This window comes from Suttonella indologenes (assembly GCF_900460215.1).
Classification (GTDB): Bacteria; Pseudomonadota; Gammaproteobacteria; order Cardiobacteriales; family Cardiobacteriaceae; genus Suttonella; species Suttonella indologenes.
On record NZ_UHIA01000004.1, the window covers coordinates 1,605,858 to 1,621,434 of the forward strand.

12 protein-coding genes, 1 tRNA gene, 1 pseudogene and 1 riboswitch are annotated in these 15,577 nt (G+C 46.0%); of the genes and pseudogenes, 6 read left to right on the top strand and 8 right to left on the bottom strand.

Annotation, left to right across the window (positions count from 1 at the left end; genetic code table 11):
* Positions 1-13: 13 nt before the first annotated feature.
* Genes DYC63_RS11895 through DYC63_RS11910 form a run of 4 tightly spaced genes read right to left on the bottom strand, consistent with a single transcriptional unit; the run spans position 14 to position 3,590 of the window.
* On the bottom strand, positions 14-1,054 hold the full coding sequence (locus tag DYC63_RS11895) for a bifunctional nicotinamide-nucleotide adenylyltransferase/Nudix hydroxylase (RefSeq protein WP_115219394.1): 1,041 nt from the start codon (positions 1,052-1,054) through the stop codon (positions 14-16).
* Entirely contained in the window at positions 1,047-1,808 is a 762-nt protein-coding gene (locus DYC63_RS11900) for a hypothetical protein (RefSeq protein ID WP_115219395.1), read from the bottom strand. The genes DYC63_RS11895 and DYC63_RS11900 overlap by 8 nt, the downstream gene beginning before the upstream one ends.
* A 30-nt stretch (positions 1,809-1,838) precedes the next feature.
* Positions 1,839-2,432, bottom strand: a complete 594-nt coding sequence (gene ssb / locus DYC63_RS11905) for a single-stranded DNA-binding protein (RefSeq protein WP_115219396.1) — start codon at positions 2,430-2,432, stop codon at positions 1,839-1,841.
* Positions 2,433-2,459: 27 nt separating this feature from the next.
* Complete coding sequence (locus tag DYC63_RS11910; RefSeq protein ID WP_115219537.1) at positions 2,460-3,590, bottom strand: MFS transporter; 1,131 nt, start codon at positions 3,588-3,590, stop codon at positions 2,460-2,462.
* A gap of 103 nt (positions 3,591-3,693) precedes the next feature.
* A riboswitch (TPP riboswitch) is annotated at positions 3,694-3,781 on the top strand.
* 14 nt (positions 3,782-3,795) lie between these two features.
* On the opposite strand from DYC63_RS11910, the gene thiD reads away from it, so the two are divergent.
* The 4 genes from thiD to DYC63_RS11930 all read left to right on the top strand — a co-directional run bounded on the left by thiD (position 3,796) and on the right by DYC63_RS11930 (position 7,097).
* The gene (gene thiD, locus DYC63_RS11915; protein WP_115219397.1) at positions 3,796-4,623 is read left to right on the top strand and encodes a bifunctional hydroxymethylpyrimidine kinase/phosphomethylpyrimidine kinase; all 828 of its coding nucleotides are present in this window, start codon (positions 3,796-3,798) and stop codon (positions 4,621-4,623) included.
* 85 nt (positions 4,624-4,708) lie between these two features.
* Positions 4,709-5,428, top strand: coding sequence for an ABC transporter ATP-binding protein (locus DYC63_RS11920; RefSeq protein WP_115219398.1), 720 nt, complete (start codon positions 4,709-4,711; stop codon positions 5,426-5,428).
* Positions 5,421-6,155, top strand: a complete 735-nt coding sequence (locus DYC63_RS11925) for an ABC transporter permease (RefSeq protein WP_115219399.1) — start codon at positions 5,421-5,423, stop codon at positions 6,153-6,155. The genes DYC63_RS11920 and DYC63_RS11925 overlap by 8 nt, the downstream gene beginning before the upstream one ends.
* A 15-nt stretch (positions 6,156-6,170) precedes the next feature.
* Complete coding sequence (locus DYC63_RS11930; protein ID WP_115219400.1) at positions 6,171-7,097, top strand: ABC transporter substrate-binding protein; 927 nt, start codon at positions 6,171-6,173, stop codon at positions 7,095-7,097.
* A 165-nt stretch (positions 7,098-7,262) separates the two neighbouring features.
* On the opposite strand, the gene DYC63_RS11935 is transcribed toward DYC63_RS11930, so the two are convergent.
* Positions 7,263-9,620, bottom strand: coding sequence for a TonB-dependent receptor plug domain-containing protein (locus tag DYC63_RS11935; RefSeq protein ID WP_218564629.1), 2,358 nt, complete (start codon positions 9,618-9,620; stop codon positions 7,263-7,265).
* A gap of 403 nt (positions 9,621-10,023) precedes the next feature.
* On the opposite strand from DYC63_RS11935, the gene DYC63_RS11940 reads away from it, so the two are divergent.
* A complete protein-coding gene (locus tag DYC63_RS11940) occupies positions 10,024-10,482 on the top strand; it encodes a hypothetical protein (protein ID WP_115219401.1) in 459 nt (152 codons plus the stop codon).
* Positions 10,483-10,697: 215 nt separating this feature from the next.
* Here DYC63_RS11940 and DYC63_RS11945 read toward each other — a convergent pair whose 3' ends face one another.
* The gene (locus DYC63_RS11945) at positions 10,698-11,960 is read right to left on the bottom strand and encodes a hypothetical protein (protein WP_115219402.1); all 1,263 of its coding nucleotides are present in this window, start codon (positions 11,958-11,960) and stop codon (positions 10,698-10,700) included.
* Positions 11,961-12,209: 249 nt separating this feature from the next.
* Between DYC63_RS11945 and DYC63_RS13865 the strand changes: the two are divergent.
* A pseudogene (locus DYC63_RS13865) lies at positions 12,210-12,379 on the top strand (IS30 family transposase); the annotation flags it as partial.
* Positions 12,380-12,445: 66 nt separating this feature from the next.
* Here the strand turns inward: DYC63_RS13865 and DYC63_RS11950 are convergent.
* Both DYC63_RS11950 and DYC63_RS11955 read right to left on the bottom strand, forming a co-directional pair.
* Positions 12,446-12,519 (bottom strand) — tRNA-Ala (locus DYC63_RS11950).
* A gap of 29 nt (positions 12,520-12,548) precedes the next feature.
* Positions 12,549-15,569, bottom strand: a complete 3,021-nt coding sequence (locus DYC63_RS11955; RefSeq protein WP_115219403.1) for a VWA domain-containing protein — start codon at positions 15,567-15,569, stop codon at positions 12,549-12,551.
* Between the last annotated feature and the right edge of the window lie 8 nt (positions 15,570-15,577).

The following is a 15,577-nucleotide window of genomic DNA, read 5'->3' on the forward strand; positions in this document are numbered from 1 at the left end:
ATGTGCTGACGGATTAATCGGCGGTTTTACTCAATATATCGCGGATAATATGGAAATGGTCGTCATGAAAACAGCGTGCGTCTAATGATTGCACATCCTGCCACAGGGCTTGCGCCGCATCATCCGTACCAAGCGGCGACGGCAAATCGATATCGTCAGGAATGCGGAAATAAAAGACTTGCGTAATGATGCGTCCGCGTGCGCTACGTCCCGGCGCATCATAAATACCGCGATGGCGCAGAAAATGCCGCCATGCTTGAGGATTAACTCCTAAGCCCGTTTCTTCGCGCAATTCGCGCAGACAGCCCTCAAAACCCGTTTCATGAGTTTCTAAAAAACCGCCCGGCAATGCCAGCAAGCCTTTGCCCGGCGGATTGCCGCGCTCTACCAGCAAAATCCGACCGCGATGCACGATCATGGCATCCACGGTGGCTAAATTCACGGGATAAGGTATTTGCGCCCACAGAGCTTTTTCCTGCTGAATTTGCTGATATTCCTCATGCAAATTGGCAAAATGCGCGCTTTGTCGAAAGCGCTGCAATAATTCGCGTGCCGGCGCTTTCAGCGGCACATCCGCCGCTAAGGCTGCCTCCGCATCTTGCGCAAAAAAGACTTGGCGGATAGGCGTAGCGCTGATGCCGTCAAAATTCGGCAAGGCGATGTAGCGCCATTGCGGAAAGAGCGAGAGATAAAAAGAACTGGCGTCTTTTTGGTGTCCAATCAGGGCAATCTCTTCCTGCGCGACGTTCAAGCACTGCGCAATGCCTTGCACCTGCGTTTGCACATGCAGCATCCAGCTATGGTCGTCATAGGGATAATCGTCCAACGGCGCGAAATGCAGGCGCGATTGCTCGGCAGGCAGGGTAGCGCGAATCATTTCTTCGCGCTCTTCAAGGCTGAAGGGGTTTTTCAAACTACGCGGCGTATTGGCGGAGCCGAGCAGAATCAAGAGTTGCTCGGCCTGCGCCAAAGCCGTCCGCACCATTTGCTCATGCCCGTGATGAAAGGGCTGAAAACGCCCGATAAAAATGCCGAGGCGGAAAGCTTTAGTCATCGATTTCCATATCTTCGAAGAACATAAAATCTACGGAATTTTCGTCAATTTGATTGCGTCTTGAGGGATAGAATGATGTTGTTTTATCTTCTTTTTCCTCTGTTTGTTTGCTTGCATCGCCCATTTCTGCTTCGGCGTTCTCTGTTGAGGATAAATCGTCCAATGCCAAAATATCTTCCGGCAACTGCTCTTCTGCAAAAGCAAACTCGCTATGCGACGATGTCGATTGTTCCGATGTAGATTCCGCCATTTCCGCTTTCGCCGCCAAGGCTTCAATCAGGCTCATGCCGGCAAAAGGCGAATTCGCCGCAGCGGCGGCATCGGCTTTTTGTTGTGCGGCGCGAATTTGTTCGGCTTCGGCTTTGCGGCGGCTGAGATAATAATTAAATGCCGCATCTAGCGTTTCATTAACTTGCATTTGGGTAATCGGGCGCACCAAGGCGGCAAAAATTTCTTCCTGCGCTTCCAATTCGGCGATTTCTTCTTTGCTCTGCGATTGCGCCACTATCATGGTCACCAAATCAGGATGTAGATGTTTAAGCGCCAAGACCACAGGATAGATATCTTGCTGATGAAAATGCACATCGCAAATTATCACGCCGACATCGCATTGCGCCAGTATTTCCATGGTGGTATTGAGGTCTTTGCCCCAGTGAATGCGGTAGCGGTCGCCGAAGGCTTGGCGGAAACGGTTAAAAATCACTTCGCTTTCATAAAGCAGAATGATGTTGCGTGCATCAGTAGCGGTATTCATAGCGGTTGTTATCCCATAATATAAGCAGTCTTAGAAAGGAATATCGTCGTCATCAAAATTGCCGCTCATACCGGCATCGGGATTTTGCGGTGCAACAGGGCTTTGCGGCACGGCATTATTTCTGGCTTTGGACGCGGATTGGCGCGGCGCTTGGGCATAATCATCAGAATAAGGCGCGCCTTGATAGCCCTGATCATTGTGCTGAGAAGCGTTGCCGCGCGAATAACCGCCGCCTTGCGGCGCATGGTATTGATAGGCATCGTCAAGCGGTGCCGAACCGCCGGAGCGCGAATCCAACATTTGCATATTATCGACGATGATTTCGGTGGAATAGCGGTCGATACCGTTTTGATCCGTCCATTTGCGGGTTTGCAGTTTGCCTTCGATGTATAATTTACTGCCTTTGCGCACGAATTTTTGCACCACACCTGCCAAACCGCGATAAGCCACGCAGCGATGCCACTCGGTTTTTTCGCGGTCTTCGCCGGTGTTACGGTCTTGCCATGTTTCGCTGGTCGCCAAAGAAAAATTGGCAACCAAATCACCATTTTGAAAAGTACGGCATTCCGGGTCTGCGCCCAAATTGCCAAGTAAAATCACTTTATTAACGCCTCTTGAAGCCATATTTTTCCCTATGTATTCCGGTTAAATTTAACGCGATAGTGTATCGCGTTTACCCACCCAAAGTAAAACCAAAGCGGCAAGGGCGGAGATGAATAATAAGGCGACAAATACCGCATAGGCATGGCTGTGCTGCAAAAGCCAGCCGCTCAATGCCGCCCCGATAAAACTGCTGAGAAATTGTACGGTTGAGAAAATCCCCATGGCTTTGCCGCGACTATCGGCATCAGCAAATTGGCTGACCCAATGCGGCAAGCCTGTTTCCAAACGATAAAAACCGATAAAGAAAATCGTCAGCGCCAAGACCAAGCCCCAGAAATCGAAGCCGCATGCCAGCAAGGCATAGCCGATTGCCATGAGTATGAAAGAAACGCCGAAATTCAGCGGATGCGGATCGGCTTTATAGCGCATAAAGCTCAAGGCAATCAGGTTTGCCGGCAGATAGAGCCACCAATGTTGCACCCGCTCCAAGCCGCCGTCATTAACTAAAACGGAGGGCAGGACGGTAAAGGTACCGGTAAAGGTCGCGTGCAGTATCCCCACCGCAAAACATGCCTGCCACAGTTTTTTGCCCGCATATTGCTCGCCGCTGATGTGCGCCGTGCCGATTGCAGGCAGACGCCAAGCGGCACAGATTGCCAAAATGACTAAGGCGGCAATCACCCAAAACAAGCCGTCAACGCCGCCGACCCAATTCGAGACAATCGGGCCGAGAATTAAGGCCAGCACGAATGCCATGCCAATAGAACCGCCGATCACCGCCATGACGAAACCGCGTTTTTCAGGCGGCGAAATGTCGGTGGCATAGGCAAGCGCAACGGAAGAAATCGCGCCCATACCTTGAACGGCGCGCCCGACAATCATCATCGCAATCGAATCCGCCAACGCCGCAATGACTGAGCCCAGCAAAAACAAACCCAAACCGATTAACATCATACCTTTTCTGCCGAAGCGGTCGGACAAATGTCCGAAAGGAATTTGCAAAAGCCCCTGCGTCAGCCCGTAAGCACCCAATGCCAAGCCGATCAGAAAAGGCGTCGAGCCCTGTAATTCCGTGGCATAAAGGCTAAATACCGGAAAAATCATAAACATGCCTAGCATTCTTGAGACGTAAATGCCTGTCAATATGCCCAAACCGCGCCGCCAATTTCTCGTGTCCATGCCTGCTCCCCGAGTCAAAACGCCGCATTCTAACAAAATTTGCGATTTTTCCTGAATAATCATCCAAGACTGGACAAAGAGGCTGCAAGCTTATACCATAAGCTGCGACTTGTCGGGGTGCTTTATGCTGAGAAATACCCGTTGAACCTGATTCAGTTAATACTGGCGGAGGGAACAAGCCTCTCCGCTCCTGCACGGAGGATATATGAACCACTCTCATCCAATCGCGCTAAGCATTGCAGGCTCGGACAGCGGCGGCGGCGCAGGCATTCAAGCCGATATCAAAACCTTTTCCGCCTTAGGCGTATATGCCGCCAGCGTGATTACCGCCGTTACCGCCCAAAACACCCGCAGCGTCAGCCATATCGAGCTGCTCTCCGCCGAAAGCATTCGCGCACAAATTCAAGCCGTGATGCAAGACATCAAACCACAGGCGATTAAAATCGGCATGCTCGGTGATGCACCGATAATCCATACCGTTGCCGATGCCTTGGCTGAATTTGCCCCGCTGCCGCTGGTCTTAGACCCTGTGATGGTAGCGAAAAGCGGCGATACCCTGCTCAATCAACAAGCCATCAGCGCCTTAAAAAGCCGTCTGATTCCGCTGGCAAGCCTCATCACGCCCAATCTGCCCGAATCCGCCGTGCTCCTCGGGCGCGACAGCGTATCCTCGGGCGACGAAGAAGCCGCAAAAGCCCTGCTTGAGCTGGGCTGCCAAGCCGTACTGCTTAAAGGCGGACACGGAAGCGGCGACACCTTAAGCGACCTTCTTCTCGACGCACAAGACAAACAAACGTTCAGCAGTCCGCGTCTGCCGACTAAAAACACCCACGGCACCGGCTGTACCTTCTCCGCCGCCATCGCCGCAGGACTGGCAAAAGGACTGCCGCTTGCCGACAGCGTCGCCCAAGCCCACCGCTACCTCGCCGCCGCCATTGCCCAAGCCGACAATCTAAACATCGGCAGCGGACACGGACCTGTGCATCATTTTCATCATTACTGGTCATGTTTCAACACGCAGGACGACACATAAAACCTTGCCCTAGTGTTGCCCTGAATTGGAAGCGCTTACTGCTGCTTCCAATGAAATTCTAGCACCATAAATGAAGGAATTTTTGATGAATGCCATCTGCCTGAACAATCTCAGCATCCGCTACGGCAACCGCTGCATCTTGCACAATATCAGCCACTGCTTTGCCGCCGCCCAATGGCATCTCATTCTCGGACGCAGCGGCATGGGCAAAAGCACTCTGCTGCATGCCATCGCCGATCTACTGCCGCACAATGCCGACATCAGCGGCAGCATTACTACCGCCGCAGGCGATGCCCTGCAAGGCAAAATCGCCTACATGGCGCAGCACAACGATCTCCTGCCTTGGCTATCTCTCCAAGAAAACGTCCTGCTCGGCGCACGACTGCAAGGCAAAGCCAAAGACTATCCGCGTGCCGCCGCCCTACTTGCCGCCTGCGGACTGGAAGAATATGCCGCCGCTAAACCGCGCCAACTCTCGGGCGGACAAATCCAACGTGCCGCCCTCGCCCGCACCCTGATGCAAGACCGCCCCTATGTACTCATGGACGAACCCTTCTCCGCCCTAGACGCCATTACGCGCTACGAACTGCAAAACCTCGCCCTGCAACTGCTCAGCGGCAAAACCGTCATCATGATAAGCCACGACCCTACCGAAGCCCTGCGTCTTGCCAACAGCCTGCACATACTCACGCCCGCCGCCTTACAGCCCGTCGCCCTGCCCGACAGCCGCACGCCACGCGCCCTCGATACGCAAGGCTTGGCACAACTGCAAGAACAACTCATACAACAACTCCGCCATGCTTAAGTCTCTTCTACGCCCCCTCATCACCTGTGCCGGACTGCTGCTGCTCTGGCAAATCATCATCTGGTTCAGCCACACTCCAAGCTACCTCCTGCCGCCGCCGGAACGCGTTTTAACGCGTCTGTGGCACAGCCGCAGCCAACTCCTCCACCACAGCGGCATCACCGCTTTGGAAATCCTGCTCAGCCTCTTTATCGGCATCATCTTGGGACTGCTGACCGCCCTTGTCCTGCAATACAGCCGCCTATTGCGACAATGGTTTTTGCCCCTCATGCTCATCTCCCAAGCCATACCCGTCTATGCCCTCGGGCCTATCCTCATGCTCTGGTTCGGCTACGGACTGCTGCCCAAAATCATCATCACGGTCATCATCATCTACTTCCCCATCGCCACCGCCGCCTATGACGGACTGCGCCACACACCGCCGCACTATCTCGCTCTAGGCAAAACCTTAAACGCCGGCGCAATTGCCGCTCTCATTCATATCCGTCTGCCCGCCGCCCTGCCCGCCTTTGCCAGCGGCATTCGCGTTGCCGCCGCCATCGCCCCCATCGGCGCACTTATCGGCGAATACGTCGGCGGCAGCGCAGGACTGGGCTACCTTATTCAATACGGCATCAACCGCAGCCAAACCGACCTCGCCTTCGCCGCCCTCTTCGTCATCACCGCCCTTACCCTCATCATCTACTACAGCATCGACTTTATTTTGAAAAAATTCATCAACTGGTAAACAAGGAGACACTCCATGAAAAAACTGCTCTTAGCCGCCGCTCTTAGCGCCGCCCTGCCCGCTCAAGCCGCCGACCGCCTCAAACTCATGCTTGATTGGTTCATCAACCCCGACCATGCCGCCATCATCGTCGCTCAACAACAAGGCTACTTCACCGCCCAAGACCTCGAACTGGAAATCATCGAACCCTCCGACCCCTCCATTGCGCCGCGCATGGTCGCCGCCGGCAAAATCGATCTGGCGGTGGACTACCAACCGCAACTCTACCTCCACGCCCAAGAAGGACTGCCGCTCATGCGCGTCAGCACCCTCATCTCCACCCCGCTGAACACCATCATCGTCAAAGACGACAGCGACATTCGCAGCATTGCCGACCTCAAAGGCAAGAAAATCGGCTACTCCGTCGCCGGCGTTGACGAAGCCATGCTCGCCCCCGTACTTGCCACCGCCAAGCTCAGCCTAAAAGACGTAGAACTGGTGAACGTAAACTTCTCGCTCTCACCCTCTGTCATGAGCGGACAAGTCGATGCCGTCATCGGCGGCTACCGCAACTTCGAACTTTACGAAATGCAAAGCCACGGACATAAAGGACGCGCCTTCTACCTTGAAGAACACGGCATACCGAGCTATGACGAACTCATCATCATCGCCCATAAAGACCATGCCCGCGCCGACAGCATCCGCCGCTTCAACCAAGCACTGGAGCAAGCCGCGCAATACATCCTCAACCACCCCCAAGAGGCATGGCAAAGCTACATCAGTTATAAAAGCGAACTCGACGACGACACCAACCGTGCCGCATGGCAGGAAACCCTGCCGCGCCTAGCCCTGCGCCCCGCCGCTCTTGATAACAACCGCTACCGCCGCTACGGAGAATTTATGCAATCCATCGGTTTGATTGAAAAAGCCCCTGCGGTGGAAAACATCGCCCTTGAGCCCTAAACCATAAAATACAAACCTTTCATGTTAAAAACCGTCGCATGACAACATGCCGACGGTTTTTAAATAAATTGCATTCGGAATATCAATTATGCTGGCCAAGCATTTATATCCGATACAAAATCCACATCAACAACGATAAAAAATAAAAAATCTAAAAAATCATTTTTAAAACTCATAAGCAAATTTCAACCAAAACTCCCGACCTGCAGTATAGGCATTATCTCTTGAAGAAATCGGATAATGGGTTTTTCGTACATGATTCAATACATTTAACACATTGCCTTGTATATAAAACCGATGATTATATATATCGCTTTGCCAACGCAAAGCACTATCCCATTGCACATGACTGCCGTAATCATAACTGCGGTAACGGTCAATTCCCATTAAAGGATCATCAATATCTTCATAACCTTTAATCGGCGCTTTAATATATACATCATTCGACCAATCAATACCGCTATCAGGCATATACATATTCAAACCCAAATGCAGCTGCCAATCTTCCCGACTGCTATTGACTTTTCTCACCATATCCGCACGACTCATCAATTTACCATCCAAATAAACCTGCTGATTCGGATTCCCCACATCGGCGCGACTTGAATCCAACCAATCCAAGCCCAATGTAGTTTTCCAATAAGTATTGCCAATCTGCCACGGCTCTTTATTTTCTATTTCCACCGTATAAATCCGATTGCTGAAATCCCTGCCGTTAGTATAATAATTAAAATCTTTATCATCTTTTTTCATGATAATCCGATCATTATTCTGACGATAAATATAGCCTAATTTCACATTCAAATTAGAAATCTTTTGCTCATATCCCAGAGAAAACTCATCGGCATAAGGCGTTTTCAAACGACCGCCGTCTTTATATTGACGAGAAGCATCTTGATGAATCTTTAAAATATCTTCAGTCAGCTTTAAGGCTGCAAAAGAGCGACCGTAATAGCGGTTCGCGCCGATTGTCCATTGACTTTGCGCATTCGGCTGATAGCGCAGCACCAAACGCGGAGCAATATTGGTATTTTTCAAATAATCGTCGCGCTCCGCACGCAATCCTGCGCGAAATTCAAAATTCTTCCAAGAAATTAAATCTTCCGCATAAAGCGCCGCATTCTGATAATCGGTTTTCGCCCTACCTGCCGGCGTATGCAAAGCATCGGCAAATAAGAGCGAACCGTCGGAAAGATAAGTCTTCACCGCCGCATCGACCGCCTGCGGGCGATAAAAATCATAATCCGTTTTCTGATAAATCCCGCCCACAGAAACAGAATGCTCGCTGTCGCCTATAAAAAACGGCTGAAAAGCATATTCCGTCGAAAAATGCAGATTATGCTGTTTTAAGCGGCTGTCGCCATAACCGCCCTTCTCATAATTGTATAAAGGATCAAAAGTATTCTCATCTAATACCGATATGATTTCCGCTTTATGCGCATTAGATTGGCGCTTATCCGTAAAAACATCATAAGCCAAAGTATTTGTCCATGTTCCGCTTTCCGCCTCGTGCACCCACGCAAAAGTAGCGCCGTAAGCCTGATGATAATCTTTGGCATTGCCATCGATATTATCGGCAAAATATTTATTCTCGAAATAATTAGAATAACGCCATGATAATTCCAAGCGATTATTATCATTTATTTGCCAATTAAGATTCAATAAAGCATTATCCGATTGCCGCTTGTGGTTTTCTTTTACCAATTGCGTATCCGGCATAAGACCGATCAAACGGTTTTGCGCAATATGGGAATGGCGGCGGCTTGCAGCAAAAACCATACCCATATTATCCCTAATGCCTTTTTCAATGATCACATTCATATCTTGTTTGCGATATTCAGGCTGCAAAGCGGCAATTCCATTACTTTCAGGGCGAACGCGCGCAAAAACATCGCCGGCATATTTGCCGGCATTAAGCGCCGCCCAATCCGAAGCCGTAGTACGGTAATGGAATTTAAACCTGTCTTCTCCGGAATACCGCTTGGTTTTCGCGATTAAGGCGCCACCCATAAAACCACCTAAACTGGCGGAAATATTGCTGTCTTGCACTTCAATTGCCGACAGCATATCCGCATCAAAAAAATATCCCTGCGTATGGCTGATATTGGGCAAAACCTGCATCGCTCCGTCAAAAATATCGCTTACCGTCAATTCATTGTTCACATTAACATTATCTACAAAATAAGCGGTTTGATTGGCATCTGCACCATTAATCGAAAGCCATTCCGGCATAATCTCGCCGCGCTGCACACCATTGCTGTCGCTTTTCTCATAGCGCACATGCACATTGCTTTTTACATAATCGCTGATATTGCCGTTACCTACCGGCATAATTTGCATATCGTCATTGTCAATCGTTTGTGCGGAAGTTAAAGACTTATTGCGTTCGCCGTAAACCACGATTTCCGACAATAAAATGGGCGCAGTTTCCTGCACATAACGCAGCTGTAAAATAGAATTTTCTGAAGAAATATTAGAATCTTGCGCTTTCACAAACAGCGGCATTGCGGCAAATCCCATCATTGCGCCGAATATTGCCGCACTTAAATTTTTCCTGCTAAAAGAAGGAGTTATCATAAAGGCCTCTTATATCGGAGAAGCGCATATTATAAACAATTCATTGAATAAAAGTAACTATTATTTAGATAATCAACAAACAACATAACTATATGTTTTTATTTTATTAAATGGATTTTCACCACCATACATGACTAAACTATTTTGATCACTCAGTATGACATCGGACACAGGCATACAACATTCTTAAGCTTTGAAAAATAACCTACATAACAGCACCTTAGAAAATACCCTAGATGTAATCTGCAACAATTTCTATCGCACTTATAAAAAACACATGATTTTTCTTGAAAACGAACATACATTCACGGTAAATTAATTCTGTTTTTATGCTTTAAGGGATAATATTATGAAAAAATACAGAATGATTTTATTATTAAGCAGCCTTTTGAGTACGCATATAACGGCGCAAAACACGCCGCGTGCAGAAAAAATCATCGTATATAAATGGATAGAAAACGGCATTGTGCATTATGCCAAAGTTCCGCCGCGCGGCATAAAAAACTATATTTTATTAAATGAACAAGGTATGCAAATTGATGAAGAAAAAATATCGGACATTCCCTCATCACCCAATATCCAACATGCGGAAATAAACGATATAAATCCTGAAAATATCATTATTACCAGTATAGAACGCTGCAATGCCGCTTTTTACGATTTATCGATTTTAGACAGCCAAGAAAATACTGAAGGAATTTATACAAATGATGCCGATGGCAATCCTGTCAAACTCTCTCAAGCAGAAATCGCCGCTCACCGGCAAAAAATCGAGCAATTGATTGAAGAACTCTGTCAGGATCAATAAATAAACCGCGCATGTTTAAGCAGAAGAATTAAGCAAATATTATAGCTTCTTCAGATTAAAATGAGACAATAAAAATTTTCAACATATTGAAAAATATTTCAATATGTTGTTTAAGGCGTATCATTTTAATCTGAAGAGACTATATATTTGCGCTGTAAAATGCAAAAGCCGCTTGCAGAGCAAGCGGCTTTTGATATTAATGTTCAGATAATTTCTTAAAAAATTCCCTGAATTTGTTTGCCAAAATCATCTAAGGTGTTCTTACGCGAATCCACCTCTTGGTCATTATAGAAACTCTTATCATTTTCTACGCGACCAATTTGGCTAACGCGGATAAAGTTTTTCAAACGTCCGGCGCGTGTGTTGCCGTCATTAAAGCTAAATGATGCAATCAAACGCTCTTGCCCCGCTTCAATCGGGTTAGACAGGCTCACATAAAAACGGCGCAGGGATTTTTCGCGATCAAAGCCCAAATCCTGCACATAAGCGCCATTATACCAACGAGGCGTAATCAAACGATCCACGCCCTTAGGCCCGCTTTCGGTATAAACTTCTACCAAAAAGCTTACGACAGGAAACTCGCCGTAATAACTTTCGCTTCCCGTATTTCTCAGCCTTAAAGCCACCGAACCTGCAAAACCTGCCGCTTTAGCGCTTGAAACCGTCAAATAAGGCTCAAGATCCAAAGGCAATTGCTGTCCGGGCTGACGCATATCGGGATTTTTCGGCTTTTCGGGCAAAATCGCAATTGCCTTATTGGGAAGATGCGTATTTTTATCCACAGAATCGGCCAAATTATCGTATAACTTGACGCGCACCTCGCTCTTTAAAGGCACAAAAGCACGCCACATAGTCGGTGTGGTCCATAAACCGTTAGAGCCGCAAATTTGTTGCGTACCAATCATATTAACCACACGGAAGCCGTAAGTCGCCTCTCCCGTATAGCCGGCAGGCACGCTATAAGGTCCGATATTTTGTCCCACCGTCCAAGACAATGAATAACTGGCGCTCGCTCCTATTTGCTGTGCTAAAGAAAAAGCAATGCCCCATTGTCCGCCGATAGAGCTATCCCCCTGCTTAGACGAACCATTAGATCCCAAATTTACATCGATTTTTTCGGTACGACTGCCGTTAACCGAAAAAGAAATGCTTTGAGCGCGGGAGGTGTTTTGCGTTAAAGGAATGCTCATCTCGGTTTCGTTTTTAGCGGAAATAGTGCCTACCGGCAACCAAGACTCATTGATTTTATACACCACCGTGCGGCGGTCTTCCAAAGCATTACAGACAGGAAAAGGATTCAACACATTGGCTTTCAGATGCGTGGAACCATGCGATGTGTGAATAATCGGGAGTTTGGCATCAATAGCAGCCGTTTGAGGATAGGTGTTGATTTGCGTAGCGGAAAAAGCCGGCAATGCAGCAGCCAAGGAAAAAACGCCTAATACAGAATAGACATTTTGCTTATTGATCATCTTCATACAAACCTCTAGAGTTATCTACAGAAAAGATATACAGAATATTGCTTGATACAGTCTGCGCAACAGGTACGAACACTGCAACAGTCGCGAATGGATGATAAAAAATACAAATTTTTAAACAACAACAGCATATTGCATCAACATACTATTGTCAGCTTATTATTTAGTACAGCAGATAATAATGCAAGCGCTTTTTTCAATTGTTACTATCAAAACAATCTAAGACACGGATAACTAAGCACTTAAGAAAACGGATTGATTCGGCAATTTTTGCCGAAGTCTGTGAGACTTGATAATCTCTACGCTGAATACATTAAAGAGATAGAGGCAATTTGAATAATCGTCCTCGTAAGGTGCTAGGCTTTATGACGCCATTGGAGGTTAAAGTTAGCTTTGGGTGCGTTGCACTTCATATTTGAATCTGCCTCTTAAGTTTTCTCCCTTAGTGAGTTTTTCTTAATTTATCTTGCCTTTCTATCAGATATTGGTGGAGCCAAGGAGGATCGAACTCCTGACCTCCTGCGTGCAAAGCAGGCGCTCTCCCAGCTGAGCCACGTCCTTTTAGCATTAAACGCAGTTTAATATTATTTAAGCCAAAAAGCCTTGGGAACTCAACTGCTCTTCGATAGATTTTGCAATGTTTGCATCAGTTGCAATCTGTTCATATGAATGGTTTTCATATATTTTTGCCAGTGCTCCCAAATCTTTATAGCTGATATTTGTGCCGTCAGAGAATGAGAAATTTTCCATCCGATGCAACACAGAGCTTTGTCCTTCGATTGTAATACTGCTTTCAGGACTGCCTAGGAGCTTAAAGCTAAAGTTTTTGCCATCTTGAGAGACATAAAAATCTTTCAAATTATGAGCGGTGAAATTTATTTCATCACTCACGCCAGAGCTGTCATAAACATTAACCGATCCGAACTCAGAGCCGATGAAAATCTTATCCGAACCGCCACCAGTTTTAACGCTGCCAGAGCCTTGGACATAGACTTGATCATTATTCAAACCCGTATCAACACTGACATTGTTGCCATTGACAACAACCGCATCTTGAAACCATGAAGTATTAACTTCGGCATCGTCTGATGCAACAACAAACTGACGACCTCCAAAAATGCCCGTTTGCACATTTTCCGCAGTTTCGGTGTAATTTACATTTTTGCCAGATTGATTGTTGCCGTAAAATGCAGCTAATGCATTGTCAATCACTGCATCATTAAATACAAACTGATCGACTTTATTCTCATCACCGTAGAAATCACTTATGCTTACGGAATTATTGCCGTTAGTAATTACCAAATTTCCGTTATCATTCTCAAAACCATAATCCTGAACCGAGGTATCAGCAAAATCAACTTTGTTTTTGTCCTTACCATCAGGATTGGTTTCATTTAAGGTATCATGACCGAAATCGCCCGTCTCAACATAGGTGTCAGAACCTAAGCCGCCGCTTAGGGTGTCATCGCCGCCCATGCCGTTAATGGTATTATTCGCATCAGTGCCATTGATAGTTTCATCGGCACTAGTTCCCAGATTAGCAATGTCATTCAAGGCAGTATCCAAATCTGCCCGACCATAGAAATACATTCCTTTGGTATTTTCTGCAATACTTTGGAACACCGATGCCGTAGAACCACTAGACAAAGCAATAGTATTGATTGGAATATACTCAAATGCACCTTCTTTTTCCCCGTCAAGTTCGACTTTCTTATTGTGCGAAAGCGCATAAACCTTAGACAGACCATCCAAATCGTCGCCTGGTTCATCACCGAAAAGCCAAATTTGCTTGGCATACTCCTCACCTGCTCGCCAATCAAACTCATTAAGAGCCTTGCTAAGAGAAGTAGCCACCAGCTCCGTCCCGCCACCTTGCTCAAATACTGCGTTAATGGCAGAGTAAGCCTTTTGCGGAGTATCGGCATTCTTAGCAATCCAAGACAAACTACCATCAGTGTAAGTCATAATCCCGATATTTGTATCAAGATTCTCATCATTGGTATTAGTAAATAATTTGCTAATCATATTTTTTACATTAGCTTTAACCGTATTGATATCCTCTGACATTGACCCAGTTACATCAATAACAAAAACTATATCCTTGCCAGCTTTGTCTATAAGCTGGATATTCAAATCGCAGTTTTCTTTATTAAACTCTTCAATCGTGAGAGTTTTGCCTTCCTTGATTAACTCAACTGTCAAGTTCTTGCCGTTGAGCGTATACTTGATATTTTCTCCCTGCAAATATACCTGCTGATCAGATACTGAAGTATCACGATAAGCTTTGCCTAGAACAACATCGCCAAAATGCACTTCACCTTGACCGTCTTTGTCCTTGATTACATCAGTATCGCCTGCATAGTATGTATCAGAGCCATCTCCGCCTTCCATGCGGTCGGATTCTCCGTCGTCCTTCAAAACAACATCACCAAATAAATAATAACCACCAACTAGAATATCAGCACCAGCTGCCCCATGAATCTCATCCGAGCCTTTACCGCCAATGAGGGTATTAATAGATGTGTCGGAAGTGTCATATTTATTACTTCCTGCGATGAGAACATCATCGCCATTATTTCCATTTAATGTATCTGAACCAGAATTCCCAATAATTTTATCATTATTAATAGAGCCGATAACACTGTCATCCCCATTACCAGAAATAAAGACCACTCCTGATTTAAGTTCTGAAGCACCTAAATCAGCATACAATTTAGGGAGTTGTATATAAATATAAGTATTATTCATTAAATAAAATTTTGAACTTGAATTTTCATAATCGCACGTTCCATAAAAGATAATTCGCCCATCTTCATCCAAAAATCGGATAATACCATTATCCCACAGTTTTTGAACAAGATTGTTTGTCAATACACTATCCAAGCCAACAGATGCCTGATTCCATTTGTTAGTTAAAAAATTAGAACTTGTTTTTTCATTTTGATAATCCTGATATGACAATGTTTTGGTATTAACATTATCCCAGTCAAATTTAATATTAACTGTTCTACCAATTCCTGAGGGATCAATTTTCCACTCTATCATAGAATTAGCGATTTGAGATGTAGTACCACCTTCAAAATCAAAGTTCTCCATTGGTTTTCCGTTTTCATCTCGAAGTCCTGGCTCATTATTAGAATAAGGAACAATGGCAAAACTTTCAATTGAACGATTCCCATCTTCATCAACAACAAAAATCGCATCATCATTTACCATAAAAGCAACAGAATTCCAAATATATGCTCTCTCAAGCAAGTTATCTTTGCCATCATCATATTCAGCAGTACTTTGAGTTACTCCTGCAAATTTAATCTTTAATGCTTGAAGTATTTCAGATTTAGTATATCTTCCAGCTTCTAAATTTTCAGAAGCGGTACTGCTTTTAGTAAAAAATTCATCTAAAAACTTAAAATCTTTTGCACTAACAAATCTGCCTGCTCCATCTGTCATATACTCATTGATATTGATTTTTACAGGATAATCCACTACTAAATCTTTTGGTCTAATGAGATTTCCATCAAGTAAATTATTTGGTTTTTCTAATTGACCAAATAAGTACATTGAAGTTATCTGTGCCATTGTAGGCAAAGTTGAAATTTTGTCAGCCATTTTTACAC

Bases quoted from the DNA above. Each gene is read 5' to 3' on its own strand.
- ssb (WP_115219396.1), bottom strand. From the start codon at position 2,432: ATGGCTTCAAGAGGCGTTAATAAAGTGATTTTACTTGGCAATTTGGGC.
- DYC63_RS11940 (WP_115219401.1), top strand. From the start codon at position 10,024: ATGAAAAAATACAGAATGATTTTATTATTAAGCAGCCTTTTGAGTACG.
- DYC63_RS11935 (WP_218564629.1), bottom strand. From the start codon at position 9,620: ATGATGGGATTTGCCGCAATGCCGCTGTTTGTGAAAGCGCAAGATTCT.
- DYC63_RS11910 (WP_115219537.1), bottom strand. From the start codon at position 3,590: ATGGACACGAGAAATTGGCGGCGCGGTTTGGGCATATTGACAGGCATT.
- DYC63_RS11895 (WP_115219394.1), bottom strand. From the start codon at position 1,054: ATGACTAAAGCTTTCCGCCTCGGCATTTTTATCGGGCGTTTTCAGCCC.
- DYC63_RS11920 (WP_115219398.1), top strand. From the start codon at position 4,709: ATGAATGCCATCTGCCTGAACAATCTCAGCATCCGCTACGGCAACCGC.
- DYC63_RS11955 (WP_115219403.1), bottom strand. From the start codon at position 15,569: ATGGCTGACAAAATTTCAACTTTGCCTACAATGGCACAGATAACTTCA.
- DYC63_RS11930 (WP_115219400.1), top strand. From the start codon at position 6,171: ATGAAAAAACTGCTCTTAGCCGCCGCTCTTAGCGCCGCCCTGCCCGCT.
- thiD (WP_115219397.1), top strand. From the start codon at position 3,796: ATGAACCACTCTCATCCAATCGCGCTAAGCATTGCAGGCTCGGACAGC.
- DYC63_RS11900 (WP_115219395.1), bottom strand. From the start codon at position 1,808: ATGAATACCGCTACTGATGCACGCAACATCATTCTGCTTTATGAAAGC.
- DYC63_RS11925 (WP_115219399.1), top strand. From the start codon at position 5,421: ATGCTTAAGTCTCTTCTACGCCCCCTCATCACCTGTGCCGGACTGCTG.
- DYC63_RS11945 (WP_115219402.1), bottom strand. From the start codon at position 11,960: ATGAAGATGATCAATAAGCAAAATGTCTATTCTGTATTAGGCGTTTTT.